The sequence below is a fragment of the Bacillus sp. 95MFCvi2.1 genome, from assembly GCF_000374965.1.
In the GTDB taxonomy this organism is placed as follows: domain Bacteria; phylum Bacillota; class Bacilli; order Bacillales; family Bacillaceae_G; genus Bacillus_A; species Bacillus_A pseudomycoides.
The window spans coordinates 123171-142751 of the sequence record NZ_KB895696.1 but is presented as its reverse complement, the minus strand read 5'-3'; the positions used below and the strand labels follow the sequence as shown (position 1 = coordinate 142751).

Here is a 19581-nt window from a genome sequence, read left to right as displayed (position 1 = left end):
TCTCCTCTCTTACTTTTTCCACCTATATAAGACTATTTTATGATACACAGGATCAAATAATGGATTAGAACGAAAAACAGCTACTTGTTCCATTTGTCCTTTTATATCAATCCCTTGCTTTTCAAATCCTTCAATAAGATGATTTGTAACGTATATCGTATCATTTTTATGATATTTTTTGTCCTGTAAAAAATAGTCATATGTGTAAAAACGTTTATGTTCATACGGCATCTGCAAGTATTCCATAACCCTCGTCTCTTCCCACGTGTATACAATAAATGACTGCTGTTTTCCCTCTAAATATGATGCCAGCTGATACGTTGCCGGTACCTCCACCTGTTGTTCTTTCATAAGCGGTATACTTACTATAAGTTGGCTTGTAGCAAATAACAGCAATACAATACCACGATGTCTTTTTAACCACGAGATAGCAAATACGCAAAGGAACATCGCTACAATCGGATAAGAATGGCGCGGTTTATCAATATTTTGTCCAAGTAAATTCCAAAGAAAATAGAAACTTCCAAGAGCAATTATAACCTTTGGATAGCAACGTATGTTCTTCCATTGTAAAACAAATAGAAACAAAAAGGAAAGAAAGAAACCTACCAGATAATACGAGTGCATGCCTATTCCTGCAAAGATGATGTTTTCAGAAAGTAAACGGCAGAAACGTGAAATAAGTGGTTCACTCGTTTCTGTAACTGCTCCGCCCCATTCGGTAAAATGGCCTTCTACAAATCCGAAAGAGATTTTCCACAACCCCGTTATTCCACCAATGTTCCAAATAAGAGCACTGACCCAAACTAACTGTGAAAGGACAGTTGTACAAAATAAGATTATAAACCGCCATTTTTCTTCATGCCATTGTTGCCATAATAACAAAATAAGCACAATTCCAAACGGCGCATATGATAAGCGTATGCCCATTAATAGCGCAAAGAAGAGAACGGGCCAAAATTGAGTTTGAAAACGCTTTGTACGAAAGGCACGTTCTATACTCCATATATACCACCATACGATTGCTAATGCTGCACCTTCTGACATAGGCTGCGTTACTAAAATAGAGAAATAGCCGCTCGTTTGTAAAACAGCTACAACAATAAGAGCGCTCGTTCTACTTACATAATGACGCGCAATCCAGTACATCGGAAAAGCTGCGCTAAGTGCCATAATGGCGTTAAAAATCCCTAACGATTGCACAGGGTTTTCTATAAAAAGATGCGTTATCATTCCCCCTAAAATAAAAAAAGGATAGCCCGGGAAATGTGGCTGCATTGCTAATATGTCATATTGCTTTAATGCAAGCGTAAAATCGACTTCGTCCCACGTTGCCGCAAACGGACTCGCATAGAAAAACCGAATACAAATCGCGCTAGTAAATAGAATAACTGCCCATATACGTAATATTTGTTTCATCTTATTTCCTTTCTGCAAAAAAAGCACAAGGAAAACTCCTTGTACTTTTAGCTTACTGACTTATCTTCTTCGACTATTGTTTGCTTTTTTTTAACAGGTTTTTTAAAGATGATTAACATGTACAATACAACAAAATATCCGAGATACACAAGTACTTCTTCAAGAGATGGCATCGATGAATATCCTAAAAATGCTTTTAAGAAAATACCGATATCCCCGGAAAGAAGCGGTGCAGTACCATGATCACGCAAATAGTGAGCGTAATCAATTGGATGCTCTGGTAGTAGCCATGTAATATCATATACATGCGGCATAACGCTGCCGAGTATTTTTAAATCTTGGAGCATAGAAATGCCTTGTACAAGAAGACCCGCTGCAATTAAGACGATAAATGCGCCCGTTACTTTAAAGAATACTTTAAGTGAAATGCGCATCGTTCCTTTAAAGAATAAGTAGCTAACAACAACTGCAACGAGTAGGCCTGAAATAGCTCCCCAGCCTTTCATCGCTTCACCAATATTCCCGCCTGTAATAGCTGCGAAGAAAAACACTGTTTCAACACCTTCTCGAAGTACAACAAGAAAGGAGTGCACGACCATTCCAATTATGTTTCCAGCCGTAATATACTGACTCATTTTACTTTCCATATTGGCTTTCATATTTTTACTATGTTCTGCCATCCAAAATACCATTTGTGTAAGTAGAATGGCCGAAACGAAAATAATGGATATTTTCAAATACATTTCGCTGCCCATAGCAGCAAAACCAGTAAATACAACTTGAAAGACAAGAGCGACAATATAACTTGCTACAACCGCAAGCCCTGCTCCTAGCCAAACATATTTCACAAATTGCTTACTATCTGTACGCTTTAAATATGTCGTAATAATCCCAACAATAAGCAACGCTTCTAATACTTCACGAAATGTAATGAGAAATGCCTGAAGTTGCATCGCTCTTCCCCCTCATCCTTACTTACGTTTTCTTACAGCATATACAATGACCCCAACAAGTATAAGTACAATAACTACAATTGGAGCCCAGTTTTTCAAGCTACTTAAATCTGTCCACTCTGCTTTTTCTGTTTTATCAGAAGCTACTTTATCTTCTTGACTATTCGCACTGAAGTGTCCCACTTTAAAGTCTTTAATTTTAAACTCTTTTTGTAAACTTGTTAAAATAACATCTTTACTTTTCTTGAAAGCATCTTGATTTGCTTCTTTTTGACCTACCCCAAATAATCCTGGGTTTCCTAATGATTCTAATGCTTTATTAAATTCATCCTTTAGCTTTGTATCCAACTCTTTATTGCGCTCACCAACAACTGGCGATAACGCTTCATATGTAGCAAATGCTTTAGCTAATAAACGTTTGCTTGTATCATAGTCTGTAAATTTTTCATCAACATTTGTTAAACGGCGATTAATATTAAGCGCAAGAATTTTTTGCATATCAGCAATGATATCTTCTTTATTTTGTTTATCAAAGTCCTTCATCATTGCTTTAGAAGGTTCTTTTCCCATATGTTGATCAATTTCTTCTTGCACATTCTCATATGCTTTTTTCGCTTCTTTAAAGTTTGCCGGATTTTCATCTAGCTTTGCAACCATTTGCTTATATGCCTCTGCAACTTTTTCTTCGTTCGGATTTCCATACGAATAAGCAAATGCACTCGTTTGAATTGAAAATGTTAAGAAAATAACAACAAATAATGATGTAATGATTTTTTTCATGAACGTTCCTCCCGAGATTAATGATAATTATCAAGATAAGAAATGCTCGCTACGAGCACTTCTTATCCTCTGTTAATACATGTGCAGCATAGTCAATCGTAACTTTTTCTACCGGACGTGTCATTTCTTTCCAAATCGCTGGAAACACACGCGTCATATACTTACGAAAAGATATGAAAGACTCCCCTGTTTTTCGTACTTTATACGTAATCGGTACTTCTTGTACTCGAAATCCTTTTCGTACTAAATTCAAAGTAATGACTTGGGCATAGTTATAATCGTGAATAATTTCCCCATGCTCCATGGCTTGTCTAGAAAAGGCACGCATGCCTGATTGTCCATCACGAATCCATTTCCGTAGTAACAAACATTGCAACATCGTAAAGCAGTAATTCCCAAGACGTCGATGTAATTTCATCCCTCGAATTGTTCCTCGAAAACGAGAACCCATCGTATAATCTGCTTTTCCAGCAAAGATAGGCTCAAGTATATTCGGGATTTCATCAGCTGGGTATTCGTCATCAGCATCAATCATTACACTAATGTCAGCCCCAAGATGATAGCTCTCCTGTAAACCTGCTCGAACAGCTGCACCAAGTCCTCCGTTTTTTGCAAATGAAACGATGTGATCAGCCCCCGCCTCTTTTGCAACAGCTACTGTTCTATCAGTTGAGCCATCATCGATGACAAGTACTTCTACCGTTACATTTGGATGAAAATGACGCGGCACCTTTTGAATGACATGTGCAATAGAATCCTCTTCATTTAGGGCTGGTATAAAAACAATTACTTTCATTCCTTTTCCTGCTCCTTTAACGCTTCTACTAATACAGGACCACGACTATGAGATGGATACGGCGCTCCTAATAAGTAAGCAATTGTAGGTGCCATAGAAACAAGACTCTTCTTCTCTTCTACTTTTATTCCTTGAGCGATATGAGGACCGCACATAAAGAATGGTACAAACCGCTCGCCCTCATCTAAATGACCGTGACCACCAATTCCATCCGCTTGTCCATGATCTGCGCAAATGATAAATGTCGTATTTTCTGCTTTGCCTGTTTTCTCTAAATGCTCGATAAACTGCTTCACATGCTGATCTGCTTCATGAATTTTTTGTAAATATTCATCATATAATACGCCGCGACTATGCCCTGTTTGATCTGTAGAAATAAGCTGGACGATAAATAAATCCGGATCTTGTTCATCCATAATTTTTCTTGCTTTCTCCATAATTTTCGAATCGACAACATCATTTTTCATTACAGCCGTAAATGTTTCCACATCATCGCCAAACGCGTCGACTAAATGCGCAACTGCTAACATTTTCCCTGTTTTATCTACTTTACGAAGAGAATCAAAAATACTCTCTACGTTCACTCCATGCTTCCAAACCATATTCGATTTAATACCATGCTCAAATGAATACGTTCCTGTAAACATAGATGAGAAACATACCACTGTACGAGCCGGATATACAGTTTCCATATTTAAAAACTCTGTCCCCTGTTTTCGAAGTGAATCTAAATATGGTGTATGCGCCGCCTCAAAACGATCTTTTCGCATACCGTCAATCACAATCACGACTACTTTTTCATTTAATGCCTTTTGATTTTCAGGCATATTCTTCGTATAAGTAGGAATTGCTTTCGGCTGCCAATCAAATAAATTACGATGTAATATAAGTGTATATACGAGAAGAGCACCGTAAAATATAAGAAGCGTTTTCCAATCTACACCACTAAATGTACCACCCTCTTGGAAGAACTCGTAGTAGTAATACCAAAGCGAAAGTAATAGTAAAAACTTTGGCATTTGTTCCTGTGCATTCCCACTTGTAGAATCACTATTTTTCAAAACAAGCTTCCAAAATCGTGTAAAGTTCAACCATGATGTCCCAATCCGCAAATGATAATATAACGTTCCCCAAAATAAAATTGTAAAGAAGAAATATAATCCTAATGCAAAAAAGAATAATGGTAAATGAACCATCTTAAATACAATTAAATAGGCAACAAACGGAAACCATAAATAGTTTCGTAAAAACAATGGAAAATCAAACAAATAATATAAAACAAATAAAGGTACAACGAGGACAAAACTGCTAACAAATGCTGAAATAAAACCAGTTTGTCCAAACTGTGAGATAGAAAACAATAAAAATGTACCGAATACAAAAATCGGTGTAAATGGTTTCCCTTCATTCAGCAAGTTCCAGCAGCGGGCTGCTACCTTTTCAAATTTTGATGCCTTTTTTACTTCTTCCACCGGATGTTTTCTCCCTTCTGACTAACAAGTGAACGCAATTCCATGGGATATAAAACGAGTAAAAGTGCGCCCACACCATAAGAAAATATAAACTTAAATCCATGACTCATTAATGACCATTCATACGCCTCTACTGATCCTACCCCAAGCGCTCTTAACGCAAACGTCATTACCGTTTCATATGTCCCAATACCGCCTGGCGTTAATTGAAATACTTGCCCCGCGATGGTCACACTATTGACCCAAATCGCTTGTATAAATGTAAGAGAACTCGCGATTTCATATATAACAAAAGCTTCACAAATCCAGCTTATTACAATCAGTAAGATAATAATGATCCCTTGTACTGTAAACAAAACTGCCTTTAATTGCTTCCACTGACTCTCTACAAATTGCGGTGCTTTCTTATGCATAAGAAACAACATACCAATTCCAGTACATATACAAGCGAGGATAACGGGAGCATTCAGCAAAATATCTCCCCACATTATAAACATCCCTACGGCTCCAAATATACCAAGGATAAGCAAATCTAATATACGGAGCACAACAACTGATTGTGCCCCTTCCCCTAAGGTCACTTTTTTTTCTTTTGTAATAATTGCAATCCGAACAGCATCTCCTACTTTCAATGGAGAAACATGATTAATAAACAAACTATAAAACAACCCACATAAAGCCTCTTTCATTGTAATATGATGATGAAGATACAATTTCCAAGCATAGGCACGAAAGAAAAATGCAACGCCATACATCATAATGAGAAACATTACCGTATAAGGATGTTTCCATAATCCATACAGTTGTCTCCACAAAGAAGACGCTTCAAACGATTTCCACGATATGACAAAAAAAACACATAACAAAAAAATACCACAAAGATTAAACAGTATCCGGATATTGTTTCGCCCAAGCAATTGTTCGCTCCAACCCTTCTGCAAATGATACACGAGGTTCATATCCAAGCTGTTCTTTCGCTTTCGAAATATCAGCCCACGTCGATGTCACATCTCCTTTACGATGCCCTTCTCTCCTTACACGCATTAATGGGAAATGTTTTTCTAACTGCGTAAGCAATTCCGTCATTAAAATTGGTGCATTCGACCCTAGATTGTATACATCACTTCTATTCGACTCTAACGTAAGAGCAATTCCTTCTGTAATATCATCAATATATGTGTAATCTCGGCCTGTTCCTTTTCCATATACAATAATTTCTTCTCCATTCAGCAATTTCCGGGTAAAGCTTGCTATTGCCATATCAGGACGCCCCCACGGACCATATACAGTAAAGAAACGTAAAATATTCATTTGAAATCCATACATATATTGATAAGCATGGCAAAGTGATTCTGCTCCGTATTTTGATGCTGCATAAGGAGATAAGACACGGCCGTTCGCCATTTCCTCCTTCAAGGGCATTCCCATTTGCTCTCCATACACAGAAGAAGAGGATGCTACGATAACATGTTTTACATTTTCTTCTCCTGCACATGTTAATACGTTGCTTGTCCCTTTTATATTAATATCAACATAAGCACCAGGCATTTCGAGCGACGGCCTCACACCTGGAAATCCAGCTAAATGAATAACTGCATCAACCTTCTCTTGTTGCATAATAGCTTTCACATCTTCCTTGTGCAAAATATCGCACTCATAAAATGGAACATTTCCACAGCGCTGGACTTGCTCAAGCTGGAACTGTTTTCTTGATTTTGCGTAGTAGGAGTGGAAATTATCGAGTAGTACAACTTGCTTTCCCTGTGCTAACAGTTTCAAAGCAAGGTGGCTTCCAATAAAACCTGCCCCTCCAGTAATTAATACTTTCATTCGTTTCACTACCCTCTATCACATCATGTAAAAGAAGAAACCTTGTCAAGACAAGGTTTCTTCAAAAAAGACATACGTATCAGCAGACTATTTCGCTGTTTCAACAGCTTTATTTAAGGCAGACTCAAGTTGTGGTAACAATTTATCAGCATCTTCTTTCTTCTTCGCTTTTACTGCTTCTAAATAAGACTGTGCTGTTTTTGTTAACTCTACTGTTTCCTGTTCACCAAGTACTGTTTTTAAATCATTTTCGATAATATTAATGAACAATGCACCCTCTAATGCTGTAACCGGACCTTTGTCTTTTCCAAAGTTTTCTTGGCTTTCTTTATACTCACCTAATGCAACTTTTGCGAATCCACGTACAAATGCTTGATTTACTGCTTTTGCATCAACTGTTTTCACATCTGTTTTTAAATCAAACTGCTTTAAGATAAAGTCCGCATCTTCAGGAGCTGCTTTTTTCATATATGAATAGATAGCTTGATAAAATGCCCATCCTTCTGCTTGCTCAACCTTTGCATTTTTCTCATCTTTCTTTGCTTCTTCTACCATTTTTGTAGCATAACCGTTTGGCAGAGCACCTGTTGCAAAATAGAATGTTTTCATTAACGTTTTATCTACAACTTGCTTACCAAGCGCAAATGCAAGTTTGTCACCTTTGTCAATTGTAGCTTTCATTTCATCAAAGCCGCCGTTAATTTGAGAAGCCATCTGTGTACCGTATGCTGTATCACGCTTTCCAACTGTACCTTCTAAACCTTTATAAAAAGCAAGCGCTTCTTCCATTTCTTTCTTCACATCATCTTTTTTGCCCCATTTTTCATCTACTTCTTTGAAATCATGACGCATTGATTGGAAGAATTCTTTTTGCATTAATTTATCAAATAGTTGCTTTACAACCATTGGTTCCATTTCTTTCTTTTTACCTGCTTCTAATGCAGCTGTAATTGTTTGGTCGATTTGTTCGTTAAATTCACCATCACGTTGTTGAACAAGAGATTGTAGCTTTTCTTTATATAACTTTGTTACTTTATCGAAGTCAACCTCTTTGCCATCTTTCGCTTTTTCAAGTTCAGTTACTCCATCTTTGTAAGCCTGTACAAAGTCTGCTTCTTGTTGTTTTGTTTCTTCTTTTTTAACAGATTGTTCTGCCTTTTTATCTTGTGCTTCAGATTTTTTTGTTTCCTCTTTCGCACAACCTGCAAAAAGAAGAGATGCTACTGCTGCTGCAGATAATACTTTTAACTTGAATGTCATGGATTACTTCCCCCTACGCCCTTAAGTGATAGTGATTTTCATTATTATCAAATTGATTATAAAAGCGCTTACGATAAGTGTCAACAAAAAAATCATATTCGTTGTCATATTATTAGCAGGTAATTTCAACCAATAAAAAAAAGCCCAGCATTTATGCTGGACTTTTGAATTAGAAGTGTTTAGAAACTAATTCTACTAACGCTTCTTTTGGTTTGTATCCTAACGCTTGGTCAACCACTTTACCATCTTTTAACACGAAAAGAGATGGAATGCTCATTACTTCAAAACTACGAGCAGTTTCTTGGTTTTCATCAACGTCTACTTTTACTACTTTTACTTTTTCGCCTAATTCTGCATCGATTTCCTCTAATACAGGAGCGATCATTTTACAAGGCCCACACCATGGTGCCCAGAAATCTAATAATACAATACCTTCGCTTGTTTCAGCTGCGAAGTTTTGGTCAGTTGCGTTTACAATTGCCATTTTGTTTCCTCCTTCAAGTATATTCTACCAAAAGTATATCATTAAGTTATATACGTGGCGAATATTATGTATCGTTATGTATTGTAACAAAAAAATGTACCTTTATACTATACAAAAAATCTATGGTATATGCTAAAAAACGAGAGGCAGGGGACCTCTCGTTTTTCTATATATAGGGGTATTTCACTTGGAACTCAAGGGTCACTCAAATTAAGAATGTACTTTTAACTTTTTAAACTCTTCTGTTAATAAAGGAACCACTTCAAATAAGTCGCCAACAATACCATAATCAGCTACTTTGAAAATACTTGCTTCTGGATCTTTATTAATTGCAACGATTACTTTTGAGTTAGACATACCAGCTAAATGCTGAATTGCGCCAGAAATACCGCATGCAATATATAAGTCTGGCGTAACAACTTTACCTGTTTGTCCAATTTGTAATGAGTAATCGCAATACTCTGCGTCACAAGCACCACGTGATGCACCAACAGCACCACCTAATACATCTGCTAATTCTTTTAACGGTTTAAAACCGTCTTCACTTTTCACTCCGCGTCCACCAGCAATAATAACTTTCGCTTCTGAAAGATCTACACCTTCTGCTGTTTTACGCACAACATCTTGAATGATTGTACGTAAATCTTTTACATCAACTGTAATAGAAGATACATCACCTGTACGCGCTTCATCTTTTTCAAGTGGCGTAATGTTATTTGGACGAACTGTCGCAAATAGAATACCATCTGTTACAACCTTCTTCTCAAACGCTTTACCAGAATAAATTGGACGTGTGAAGACAACATTTCCACCTGTAACTTCTAATGCAGTTACATCAGAAACAAGGCCAGCTTCAAGCTTAGCAGCTAACTTTGGTGATAAATCTTTACCGAGTGCTGTATGTCCAAAGACAATACCTTCTGGCTTCTCTTCACCATACACAGCTAAAAATGCTTGTGCATAACCATCGGATGTATATGATTTTAATTTATCATTTTCAACTGTCACAACGCGATCTGCACCGTAATGAATCAATTCATTTGCAAAAGATGCAACGCTCTCTCCAACTAGAAGGCCAACCACTTCACCGCCTTCTGCGATTGTTTTCGCTGCTGCTACTGCTTCAAAAGAAACGTTACGTAGTGATCCGTCACGAACTTCACCCATTACTAATACTTTACGAGCCATAGATTTTCCCTCCTGCATATATAATTTCGTATTTTATTAGATTACTTTCGCTTCTGTATGGAGCAACGATACAAGTTCTTTTACTTGATCTTGCAGCTCGCCTTGTAACACTTTTCCTGCATCTTTCTTAGGAGGTAAATAGATTTCGATTGTTTTTGTTTTTGCTTCCACATCATCTTCCTCTAAATCTAAATCATCTAATTCTAGTTCTTCAAGCGGTTTTTTCTTCGCTTTCATAATACCTGGAAGCGATGGATAACGCGGTTCATTTAAACCTTGTTGCGCTGTTGCTAAAAGTGGTAGTGATGTTTCAATCACTTCAGTATCACCTTCGACATCGCGCTCAATTTTCACGCTTGTGCCATTAATTTCAAGCTTCGTAATTGTTGTTACATATGGAATATTTAGCGCTTCTGCTACGCGTGGTCCAACTTGTCCAGACGCACCATCAATCGCTACGTTTCCACCTAAAATTAAATCTACTTCTTTGTCTTTTAAATATTCAGCAAGCACTTTCGCTGTTGTAAATTGGTCACCATTCTCAACATCATCTTCAATATTGATTAATACCGCTTTATCACAGCCCATCGCTAGCGCAGTGCGAAGTTCTTTTTCACTATCTTCTCCGCCAACTGTTACAACCGTAATTTCACCGCCTTGTGCATCTCTTACTTGAATTGCTTCTTCAATCGCATATTCATCGTAAGGGTTGATGATGAATTCCGCTTCGCCATCATAAATTGCACCGTTTTTAATTACGATTTTTTCTTCTGTATCAAATGTTCGTTTCATGAGTACGTAGATGTTCATTCCATTTACCCCCTTGTTTTTCAGAAAGATTCTATCAATTTTAATATTCTGGTAATTTATATTAAAAAAATAATTTGAACTACCTACCACTAAATGAAGGTTTGCGTTTTTCTAAAAATGCCGCTACACCTTCTCTTCCATCTTCACCCGTAAACACTTCACCAAATATTTGTGCCTCACGCTGTACACCTTCATAATAATGAGATGATTTTGTTGTTTGTAATAGCTCTAACACAGCACGAGTTGTCGCTGGGCTTTTGCCAGCAATTTGTTTTGCGATTTTGAGAGTCTCTTCTAAAAGTGTTTCTTCTGGGAACACGCCGTTAACAAGTCCCCATTCTAATGCCTGTGTACCTGTAATTGGTGTACTTGTTAGCATCATTTCACAAGCCTTCGCTTTACCAACATAGCGTGGCAAACGCTGTGTACCTGCAAAGCCAGGAATAAGTCCAAGCGTTAGCTCTGGTAAACCAAGCTTTGCACTTTCAGTTGCAAAGCGCATGTGGCAAGACATAGCGAATTCAAGGCCACCGCCAAGTGCCGCTCCATGAATTGCCGCAATAATTGGTTTTGAGCACTTTTCGACACGCTCAAACGTAACTTGTCCAAGCTGTGCTAACTCTGTTGCTTGTTTCGCTTCCTCAACAGAAGTAAACTCTTTAATATCTGCTCCTGCTGAAAAGAAGCGGCCTTCACCATGAAGAACAACAACGCGGATATTTTCATCCTTTTCGACTTGATCAATTAGCTCAGTAACGTCATGCATAACTTGTGAAGACATCGCATTAGCTGGCGGATGATTTAACGTTGCCACCGCAATATGGTCTTCTACTGTTACAGATAGGAATTTCAACATGATCCCTCCCATTATTGACGATAACCACAAGCTGAAATAAGCAGCCCATGTACCGTTTTTGAAAGTGCGACCAAATCATATTTATGATCGCTCATTACCCAATTGGTCACAACTTCATCTACTGTTCCGAAGATCATTTGTCTTGCTACGCGAACATTTAAATCCGCTTGGAATTCTCCTTGTCTTATACCTGTTTCCAAAATCTCATCGATAACTTGTAAGTATCCTTTTAATACTTCATTTATTTTGAGGCGTAACTCTTGGTTGGATTGACGAAGCTCTAGTTGCGTGACAATAGCAAGAGGATCATTTTGTGACAACAGCAAGAAGTGCGTTTCTACCAACATAAATAACTTCGCTACAGCGCTTTCAATTCCTGCTGTTTTTTGGCGAATTTTTTCTATAAATTCTCCCATCTTCTCTTGGAATAAGGATATTAATATATCTTCTTTATTTTTAAAATATAAATAAATAGTTCCATCAGCAACACCAGCTTGCTTTGCAATTTTAGAAACTTGCGCTTGATGGTATCCATTTTCTGCAATTACAATAACCGCAGCATCAATAATTTGGTTATATTTTGGTCGATTTTTTTTCACTTTACTGTCCCCTTCAAGAAGATGACTGAATGAGTGGTCATTCATATTTCATATAATACTGACTATTTAAAAAAATGTCAATCCTATATCCTATATTTTCAAAAAGAAAGGGCCTTTAGCCCGTCTTCTCATCCTCTTTCTTCTTCTGTTCTTCATCTATAAGGACACGGCGTAAAATCTTCCCTACTGTTGTTTTTGGTAACTCGCTCCGAAACTCATATACTTTTGGGACTTTATAAGCAGCCAAATATTTACGAGCAAATTGATCTAACTCTTCTTCAGAACAAACTTCTCCTTCTTTTAGCACAACAAAAGCTTTCACAGTCTCCCCGCGATACGGATCTGGAACACCAATCGTAACCACTTCCTGCACTTTTTCATGCTCATATAATACTTCTTCCACTTCGCGCGGATAAACATTGAATCCGCTGGCAACAATCATGTCTTTCTTGCGATCTTTCACATAGAAAAAACCATCTTCATCCATATACCCAATATCACCTGTGTGTAACCACCCGTCCTGTAATACCGCTGCTGTTTCCTCAGGCTTATTCCAGTATCCTTTCATCACTTGCGGGCCCTTCACTACAATTTCACCAATCTCACCGGGTGGCAAATATTCTCCTGTTTCAAGTGACATAATGCGTGCATCTGTATCTGGCCACGGAACACCAATACTTCCCGGCACACGTTTTTCCCATAAAAAATTGCCGTGTGTAACTGGAGATGATTCTGTGAGTCCATATCCTTCTACCAGCTTACCGCCTGTAATCTTTTCAAATTTCTCTTGTACCTCTACTGGAAGTGGGGCAGAGCCACTAATACAAGCCCGAATCGAAGAAATATCATATTCCCGAAGTAGAGGACTATTTAAAAGGGCAATATAAATTGTTGGAGCTCCTGGAAATAGTGTAACTTTATGTTTTTTAATCGCTTCAAACACCATTTTCATATCAAACTTCGGAATCAATACCATTTTATATCCTTGCATAATAGCCAGATTCATTACAGCAGTCATTCCATACACATGAAAAAATGGAAGAACACCGAGAATGACTTCCTCTCCCTCTGTACAGTTATATAGCCAATACACACCCATTAGTGTATTCGATACAAGGTTTTTGTGTGTTAACATAACTCCTTTCGGAAAACCTGTCGTACCTCCAGTATATTGTAAGAGTGCTAAATCATTTTCAGGATCACACGGCACTTCTACCATTTCATCACTTTCTTTTTCTACCGATCTCCAAACATGAATCGTATCACTTTCCGTTACTGTTACAACCAGGTTGCTTTGCTTCTTTTGTACAACTGGATAGAGTAAATTTTTTGGAAATGGCAAAAAGTCAGCAATGCGGGTTACAATAACGTGCTCCACCTTTGTAGCAGATTGAACATTGGTGACTTTCGGAAAAACTAGGTCAACACAAAGAATAACTTTCGCCCCGGAATCATGGAGCTGATATTCTAACTCCCTCTCTGTATAAAGGGGATTTGTTTGTACCACTATACCACCTACAAGTAACGTACCATAATATCCAATCACAGCTTGCGGACAATTTGGTAACATAATCGCAACTCGGTCACCTTTTTTCACACCAAGTCTTTTAAGGTAATTTGCAAATTGTCTCACCTTACGATCTAACACTGCAAATGTAATATCTTTCCCTAAAAAATGAAGCGCTTTCTTTTCTGGGTACCGAGAAGACATCTGCTGTAAATATACATGGAGCGGCTGCATATCATTAGAAATTGTATGCGGAATTTCCTTTGGATAATTTTGTAACCAAGGTTTCTCCATTCCGATTCCTCCTTCCTGTTCTTACACAAATAAAATGAATGTCCATTCATGATGATTATTTTCATTATATTATAGCCATAATCGTGTTACAATCATAATATTCTGACTCTTACACAACTATTCATTTATAACCTCATATATGTACTAGCCCTCCTACAAGATCTTTTGCATCTATTCTAATTGTATAGGAGGCGCCAAGATGTACATTCTAATATTTATTACATACAACTTTTTTCTCTTTCGGCTTATATCTTTTGTCTTGATTTTATAGTTCCTTCTTTTTCATTTAAAATCTCCGCAATTTCCTTTGTTTTGAATTTATTCACATAGTAGAGTACAATCACGAGTCGATACTCTAAACTTAAATGACTAAGCATATTTTCAAATTCTAGCTTTTGTTCCATATTTTCTTTTACTGCGTGCCCACTACCCACTTCTCCGTAATCTCCCACATATAAAACTTTATTTTTCCGTACCATATCGTTACACTTATTAATTAATATTTTCGTAATCCACGTTTTAAAATATGCTGGTTCTTTTACACTCAATACTTTAAATTCCCCCGTTTTGGATGCTTTCATCTTATGTTAACAATATAACTAATTCGTGAAAGGAAAAATCTCCTCCTTTCACGAATTTACCATATGAATGTAACCATAGGAGGGATAGCATGTATCAAACAATTGAAGGCTTTCTAAAAACGTGGAAATACGAGGCTGATTCTACGCAAAAGGTATTGGATGCATTAACAGATGAATCGTTGACTCAAGAGATTGCACCTGGTCATTGGACTTTAGGTAGAGTTGCTTGGCATATCGTCACCGCGATTCCAGTAGTGCTGTCAGGGACAGGTTTACAGTTTGAGGGGGAAACAAAAGATTATCCTGTTCCAACTTCCGCAAAGACGATTGCAGAAAATTACCGTAAAGTAAACACAGCTTTTGTTGAAGCAATTCAAACGCAGTGGACCGATAAAGATTTAACAACAAGCAACGATTTTTTTGGACGCCCAATGCCGAATTCTATATTTTTAATGACTCTCATTAACCATCAAAACCATCACCGCGGTCAAATGACTGTTTTAATGCGCCAAGCTGGATTAAAGGTTCCAGGTATTTATGGGCCAGCTAAGGAAGAGTGGACAGCTGCTGGGATGGAAGCTCCGAAAATGTAATAACGAAAAAAAGACAAGGTAGCTGGGCACCTTGTCTTTTTCTGTAACTTGTTTCATGTGAAACTTTACAGCGCATCTTCATTCTCAATATTTCGAATTCCATAATAAGCAATCATAATACCAATAGCCGCAAGGGCTAATTGAAGTGGCAAAAAGGTTGCTAATGAGAACTCTGGCTGACTTTGACATGCAATCATCACAACAATTAAGGAAGAAACAATCGTCGTTGGAACAGAATATTTACGCATACCAAAATACAATGGAATTAACCCTGCTCCTGCAGCTGTAACGGCAAAAGGAACCACTTTTATACCTTCTTGAATCAACTCATCTATCGTTATTGTATTCGGAATAACTAAAATATAGCTATTTACTGTAAAGAAGACACCTACTATAAAAATGTTAGATAATAAGATTGTTATGAATGTTAGTATTGCGGTAATTACTAACTTACTTGCAATGATTTTTTTTCGATTAATCGGATACGAAAACATGAGCAATATTGTTTTATTTTTATATTCTTCAATTACTAATTTCGCAATTAATACTCCTGCAAAGACAATAAACGTCCCTCTTACCATTGCACTCGCCATTAAAAGAATACCTTGAGGGTTTCCTAATTCTACATCCCCTTCAATTTGTGACACATAGCTTACAAAAAACAACATCGCAACCATCACTATATTTGCGATAATCGCACCTTTTATATACCAGCCGAGCTTACTTTTCTTTATTTCTAGCTTTATTAGTTGCAGCATGTTATTTCCCTCCCTAGTTCATATGTTTTATTAAATAATTCCTCCTGCTCGATTTTATTGTTTATTCACTGGTAATACTTTACGATAACTTCTAGATAGAAAATTCAAATAAATACGGAGATACTTCCAACTAAAATAGGCGATACTTCCCACGATTCCACCTATGCTCAGAGCCAAAACCATGCTCCACTCCTGAGGGATTGATAAACCAGGGCCAATATCCATTTGTACCCATGTAGCTCCAAGGGAACGAATAATACCGGCAATAAATATAAGTACAGTGCAAAAACCGAAACCGTACGCAATCGTTGCCAAAACTGGAACAACAATAACGCTTAATAGTCCCGTCGTACAGTAAAAAAACAGCATAGCAAATACGTCACTGACGGAACGAGTTGGTTTTTTCTGCATGATATATTCACCTCTTCTAATTATTATTTGATATATATAGTGCCTTTCTTTCCAAAACTGAATCCTCCCGCAAAACCTTCCTTTCGCTCTTTCTGATTCACTACAATTTTCTTTCCATCCTTTTTCATTGTTACAGGATCATTCTTCTTATCTTCCTGTTTTCCCTCAACTGCGATTGTTACTTTGCTTGACTCCGCACTTTTGAACGCAACATCCCAATTTTCGTTATTTATTTCTATTTCTTCTACACTATCTACTGCAAAAGAATTTTCTTTTTCAAAACTCTTTGTCCCTACTTCCTTGAGACTAAAAACTACTCCTGCAACTACAATTATTAAAATAGAAGCTAATATCGTTTTCTTCATGTTTTATTTCCCAGTTCATTTTAAGCCCACATCTCATTCAAGATTGTATTTTTATTTAAGCCACATCTATTTTATCCACTTTATGATAAGAAAGGTAGCCAATTGCAAGACCTAATAGACAGAGCACAATCGGTACTATAATGAAGTCAAACAAACTAAGCTGTCCTCCCCCATTAGAAACAGTGGAGTTAATCAATAATCCTATTAATATAGACGAGGTAATCGTTGTAGGAGTTGATTTTTTTCTCATGCCAAAATATAAAGGAATGAGACTTACTCCAGCCATCATAAATGCGCTAATAAAAGTAGCTGGAACTGTAGCAATGATTTCACCTACACTAACAGGTGTTTCAAAGAATCCTATTATTGGATTTAAGAAGAAAATTAACATATTGATGATTAAAGTAGCAATGATTATGCTGCAAAAACAAAATCCAAAAACAATTGCTAACTTCGCTTGCATGAGTTTTTTTCGTTGTAACGGATAGGTAAACAATAATTGCATCGTTTTACTTTTGTATTCATCAATTACTAAACGTGATAAAATGACAGCTGAAAAAATCATAAATGTTGTTCTAATAAAAATATTTGTTAAAGACATAAATCCTGCATAATCTAGAAACATTTGCTCACTCTCAGCTCTAGAACCCCATGCCATAAGACCAACAGCAACGAAAATTGCTACAATGCAAATTGCTACTCCTTTAAAATAACGAGATAAGCGATGTTTTTTCCATTCTAGTTTCATAAGTTTAAGCATGTTGTTCTCCTCTAATCATTAGATTTTAAAAATATGTTTCTAATGGGTTATACTTTTTCGTTTCTATCTTCTATTTCCTATTCTTTAAACTCGCCCTATTTAAACAAATCTACCTGTTCAATCTTTCTTATTGCCATATAGGCAATCAACAAACCAATACAAGCTAATATAATGGGAATAGCAACAAAATCGAACAATGTACTTTCAGTCCCCCTACCTGAATTTAACATAGCTACAATCACTATCGCTGATACAAACGTTGTACGCACAGAATATTTTCTCATTCCAAAGTATATTGGGATTAAACTAATTCCCGTTGCTGCTAATGCATTCATGAATAGCTTTAATGCATTTTGGAGTAAGATTGATACGGTTAATGTTCCTGTAATAATTGGCTTATACAAATTGAATACATAAACAACGCTAAAAATGATAATATCTGAAATCATAATAAAGCAAAGAGTAAAACAAATGATAATAAACATTTTTGCAAACATCATCTTTTTACGATTGATTGGATACATAAACATCACTGTCATCGTCTTTTCTTGAAACTCTTGAATAATAAATCTCGCAATTAGACTTGCTCCAAAAATCATAAACACTCCTCGTGAAAACGTGTCAATTATTGCAAACGTTTGATTATATCCATTTACTCCTGCTTCATCCCATAATATCAACGGAATACATATAGAAAGAATACAAATTGCGATGAGTGCGCCTCTAATAACCGGCCACAACTTAAATTTCATAAGCTCAAGTCTCATTAAATTAAGCATGGATCCCCTCTCCATTCACGAGATTCAAGAAATATTCTTCTAATGAACTATGCTTTTTGTTTATACTTTCAATTTCTACGTCATTCATGATGAGCGCTTTAGAAATCGCTTGTTGCGTCTCTGTCATTTCGTACACGCGAATGATATTCTCACTCAGAATTTTGTAATTTGTTATACGTAGTTTGTTTTCTAAAACATACGCTGCTCGTTTTACATCTTGAACGTGAATTTCAATATACTCCGTTTGCTTACCATTAATACTGTTCATTGAAACTTCTTTTATCAATTTCCCATTTTGAATAACCCCTATTGTATCTGCCATTTGCTCCATTTCACCTAAAATATGACTAGATACTAATAAAGTAATTCCATATTCTTTACAAAGCATTTTAAATAGATCACGCAATTCTCTAATCCCAATTGGATCTAAACCATTAATTGGTTCATCTAAAATTAATAGCTCTGGCTTTGTCAGAATCGCTCTGGCAATTCCTAACCTTTGTTTCATCCCTAATGAAAAATCTTTTACCTTTTTATTCTCCACGTTATGTAAATTGACAAGGTCTAATGCATGCTGGATCCCCTTCTTGTCGTAGTAACCCATATATTCGCAATGAAGATATAAATTTTCCTTAGCTGTTAACTTGTCATAAAAAATAGGGTATTCAATAATTGTTCCCATACGTTTTAACACATCATAAGATGTATCTGTTAATTTCTCACCGAAAATTTCAATATCCCCACTCGTTGGTTTTATTAAATTTGTAATCATCTTCATAATCGTTGTTTTACCAGCACCGTTTGGCCCTAAAAAACCGTAGATCTCCCCTTTTTTCACATGCATATTAACCCCAGAAATTACTTCTTTCCCCTCAAATACTTTTGTTAACTGATTTGTTTTTAATACATAGGACATATCATTTTCCCCTTTCGCTTCCACTTCATACTTCCCCCGCATTAACGGGCAGTAAGATTCCCCTAACTCGAAGGAAGATAAAACTGCCCGTTAATGCCCGATTGATTCAACTAACCATCAGTGGGGGATAAAGCCTCCCCACTGATGGAAGTTTCACTTTATATCATAGA

22 protein-coding genes are annotated in these 19581 nt (G+C 36.8%); 1 reads left to right on the top strand and 21 read right to left on the bottom strand.

Features of this window, described 5'->3' with window-relative positions; genetic code table 11:
• Positions 1-9: 9 nt before the first annotated feature.
• The 15 genes from C568_RS0112170 to C568_RS0112100 form a co-directional block, all read right to left on the bottom strand.
• On the bottom strand, positions 10-1419 hold the full coding sequence (locus C568_RS0112170; protein ID WP_029427226.1) for a hypothetical protein: 1410 nt from the start codon (positions 1417-1419) through the stop codon (positions 10-12).
• A 47-nt stretch (positions 1420-1466) separates the two neighbouring features.
• Positions 1467-2372 carry an FTR1 family iron permease gene (locus C568_RS0112165; protein WP_018781658.1) on the bottom strand — a complete coding sequence of 302 codons (906 nt, stop codon included), beginning with the start codon at positions 2370-2372 and terminating at the stop codon, positions 1467-1469.
• Positions 2373-2390: 18 nt separating this feature from the next.
• Positions 2391-3152 (bottom strand): hypothetical protein, encoded by a 762-nt coding sequence (locus C568_RS0112160; protein ID WP_003200702.1) that lies wholly within the window; start codon positions 3150-3152, stop codon positions 2391-2393.
• 49 nt (positions 3153-3201) lie between these two features.
• Complete coding sequence (locus tag C568_RS0112155; protein ID WP_018781657.1) at positions 3202-3948, bottom strand: glycosyltransferase family 2 protein; 747 nt, start codon at positions 3946-3948, stop codon at positions 3202-3204.
• Complete coding sequence (locus C568_RS0112150; RefSeq protein ID WP_018781656.1) at positions 3945-5420, bottom strand: alkaline phosphatase family protein; 1476 nt, start codon at positions 5418-5420, stop codon at positions 3945-3947. The genes C568_RS0112155 and C568_RS0112150 overlap by 4 nt, the downstream gene beginning before the upstream one ends.
• Positions 5408-6286, bottom strand: coding sequence for a lysylphosphatidylglycerol synthase transmembrane domain-containing protein (locus tag C568_RS0112145; RefSeq protein ID WP_080740072.1), 879 nt, complete (start codon positions 6284-6286; stop codon positions 5408-5410). Before C568_RS0112145 ends, C568_RS0112150 begins: the two co-directional genes overlap by 13 nt.
• 16 nt (positions 6287-6302) lie before the next feature.
• Positions 6303-7250, bottom strand: coding sequence for an SDR family NAD(P)-dependent oxidoreductase (locus C568_RS0112140; protein ID WP_018781654.1), 948 nt, complete (start codon positions 7248-7250; stop codon positions 6303-6305).
• Between the two features lie 87 nt (positions 7251-7337).
• Positions 7338-8510, bottom strand: a complete 1173-nt coding sequence (locus C568_RS0112135; RefSeq protein WP_018781653.1) for a hypothetical protein — start codon at positions 8508-8510, stop codon at positions 7338-7340.
• A gap of 169 nt (positions 8511-8679) precedes the next feature.
• Positions 8680-8994, bottom strand: coding sequence for a thioredoxin (gene trxA, locus C568_RS0112130; RefSeq protein WP_003200692.1), 315 nt, complete (start codon positions 8992-8994; stop codon positions 8680-8682).
• Between the two features lie 210 nt (positions 8995-9204).
• On the bottom strand, positions 9205-10182 hold the full coding sequence (gene etfA / locus C568_RS0112125; RefSeq protein ID WP_018764422.1) for an electron transfer flavoprotein subunit alpha: 978 nt from the start codon (positions 10180-10182) through the stop codon (positions 9205-9207).
• 36 nt (positions 10183-10218) lie between these two features.
• A complete protein-coding gene (gene etfB / locus C568_RS0112120) occupies positions 10219-10992 on the bottom strand; it encodes an electron transfer flavoprotein subunit beta (RefSeq protein WP_018764423.1) in 774 nt (257 codons plus the stop codon).
• A 79-nt stretch (positions 10993-11071) separates the two neighbouring features.
• Entirely contained in the window at positions 11072-11848 is a 777-nt protein-coding gene (locus C568_RS0112115; protein WP_029427220.1) for an enoyl-CoA hydratase, read from the bottom strand.
• Positions 11849-11859: 11 nt separating this feature from the next.
• The gene (locus C568_RS0112110; protein ID WP_018764425.1) at positions 11860-12447 is read right to left on the bottom strand and encodes a TetR/AcrR family transcriptional regulator; all 588 of its coding nucleotides are present in this window, start codon (positions 12445-12447) and stop codon (positions 11860-11862) included.
• Between the two features lie 115 nt (positions 12448-12562).
• Positions 12563-14248, bottom strand: a complete 1686-nt coding sequence (locus C568_RS0112105) for a long-chain-fatty-acid--CoA ligase (RefSeq protein WP_018781651.1) — start codon at positions 14246-14248, stop codon at positions 12563-12565.
• A gap of 245 nt (positions 14249-14493) precedes the next feature.
• A complete protein-coding gene (locus C568_RS0112100; protein WP_018781650.1) occupies positions 14494-14796 on the bottom strand; it encodes an RNA polymerase sigma factor in 303 nt (100 codons plus the stop codon).
• A 122-nt stretch (positions 14797-14918) separates the two neighbouring features.
• Between C568_RS0112100 and C568_RS0112095 the strand changes: the two genes are divergently transcribed.
• The gene (locus tag C568_RS0112095) at positions 14919-15422 is read left to right on the top strand and encodes a DinB family protein (RefSeq protein ID WP_018781649.1); all 504 of its coding nucleotides are present in this window, start codon (positions 14919-14921) and stop codon (positions 15420-15422) included.
• A gap of 65 nt (positions 15423-15487) precedes the next feature.
• On the opposite strand, the gene C568_RS0112090 is transcribed toward C568_RS0112095, so the two are convergent.
• From C568_RS0112090 to C568_RS0112065, 6 genes are all read right to left on the bottom strand, one after another.
• Positions 15488-16180, bottom strand: coding sequence for an ABC transporter permease (locus C568_RS0112090; RefSeq protein WP_018781648.1), 693 nt, complete (start codon positions 16178-16180; stop codon positions 15488-15490).
• A gap of 54 nt (positions 16181-16234) precedes the next feature.
• Positions 16235-16549 (bottom strand): hypothetical protein, encoded by a 315-nt coding sequence (locus C568_RS0112085; RefSeq protein WP_231398715.1) that lies wholly within the window; start codon positions 16547-16549, stop codon positions 16235-16237.
• 65 nt (positions 16550-16614) lie between these two features.
• Positions 16615-16956 carry a DUF4097 family beta strand repeat-containing protein gene (locus C568_RS0112080; RefSeq protein WP_018781646.1) on the bottom strand — a complete coding sequence of 114 codons (342 nt, stop codon included), beginning with the start codon at positions 16954-16956 and terminating at the stop codon, positions 16615-16617.
• Positions 16957-17011: 55 nt separating this feature from the next.
• The gene (locus tag C568_RS0112075) at positions 17012-17716 is read right to left on the bottom strand and encodes an ABC transporter permease (RefSeq protein ID WP_018781645.1); all 705 of its coding nucleotides are present in this window, start codon (positions 17714-17716) and stop codon (positions 17012-17014) included.
• A 95-nt stretch (positions 17717-17811) separates the two neighbouring features.
• Entirely contained in the window at positions 17812-18495 is a 684-nt protein-coding gene (locus C568_RS0112070) for an ABC transporter permease (RefSeq protein ID WP_018781644.1), read from the bottom strand.
• Positions 18488-19411, bottom strand: coding sequence for an ABC transporter ATP-binding protein (locus C568_RS0112065; RefSeq protein ID WP_026008453.1), 924 nt, complete (start codon positions 19409-19411; stop codon positions 18488-18490). Before C568_RS0112065 ends, C568_RS0112070 begins: the two co-directional genes overlap by 8 nt.
• Positions 19412-19581: the final 170 nt, after the last annotated feature.

Coding starts and splice junctions, on each gene's coding strand:
- C568_RS0112170 (WP_029427226.1), bottom strand. CDS start 1,419: ATGAAACAAATATTACGTATATGGGCAGTTATTCTATTTACTAGCGCG.
- C568_RS0112165 (WP_018781658.1), bottom strand. CDS start 2,372: ATGCAACTTCAGGCATTTCTCATTACATTTCGTGAAGTATTAGAAGCG.
- C568_RS0112160 (WP_003200702.1), bottom strand. CDS start 3,152: ATGAAAAAAATCATTACATCATTATTTGTTGTTATTTTCTTAACATTT.
- C568_RS0112155 (WP_018781657.1), bottom strand. CDS start 3,948: ATGAAAGTAATTGTTTTTATACCAGCCCTAAATGAAGAGGATTCTATT.
- C568_RS0112140 (WP_018781654.1), bottom strand. CDS start 7,250: ATGAAAGTATTAATTACTGGAGGGGCAGGTTTTATTGGAAGCCACCTT.
- C568_RS0112135 (WP_018781653.1), bottom strand. CDS start 8,510: ATGACATTCAAGTTAAAAGTATTATCTGCAGCAGCAGTAGCATCTCTT.
- trxA (WP_003200692.1), bottom strand. CDS start 8,994: ATGGCAATTGTAAACGCAACTGACCAAAACTTCGCAGCTGAAACAAGC.
- etfA (WP_018764422.1), bottom strand. CDS start 10,182: ATGGCTCGTAAAGTATTAGTAATGGGTGAAGTTCGTGACGGATCACTA.
- etfB (WP_018764423.1), bottom strand. CDS start 10,992: ATGAACATCTACGTACTCATGAAACGAACATTTGATACAGAAGAAAAA.
- C568_RS0112115 (WP_029427220.1), bottom strand. CDS start 11,848: ATGTTGAAATTCCTATCTGTAACAGTAGAAGACCATATTGCGGTGGCA.
- C568_RS0112105 (WP_018781651.1), bottom strand. CDS start 14,248: ATGGAGAAACCTTGGTTACAAAATTATCCAAAGGAAATTCCGCATACA.
- C568_RS0112095 (WP_018781649.1), top strand. CDS start 14,919: ATGTATCAAACAATTGAAGGCTTTCTAAAAACGTGGAAATACGAGGCT.
- C568_RS0112090 (WP_018781648.1), bottom strand. CDS start 16,180: ATGCTGCAACTAATAAAGCTAGAAATAAAGAAAAGTAAGCTCGGCTGG.
- C568_RS0112085 (WP_231398715.1), bottom strand. CDS start 16,549: ATGCTGTTTTTTTACTGTACGACGGGACTATTAAGCGTTATTGTTGTT.
- C568_RS0112080 (WP_018781646.1), bottom strand. CDS start 16,956: ATGAAGAAAACGATATTAGCTTCTATTTTAATAATTGTAGTTGCAGGA.
- C568_RS0112075 (WP_018781645.1), bottom strand. CDS start 17,716: ATGCTTAAACTTATGAAACTAGAATGGAAAAAACATCGCTTATCTCGT.
- C568_RS0112070 (WP_018781644.1), bottom strand. CDS start 18,495: ATGCTTAATTTAATGAGACTTGAGCTTATGAAATTTAAGTTGTGGCCG.
- C568_RS0112065 (WP_026008453.1), bottom strand. CDS start 19,411: ATGTCCTATGTATTAAAAACAAATCAGTTAACAAAAGTATTTGAGGGG.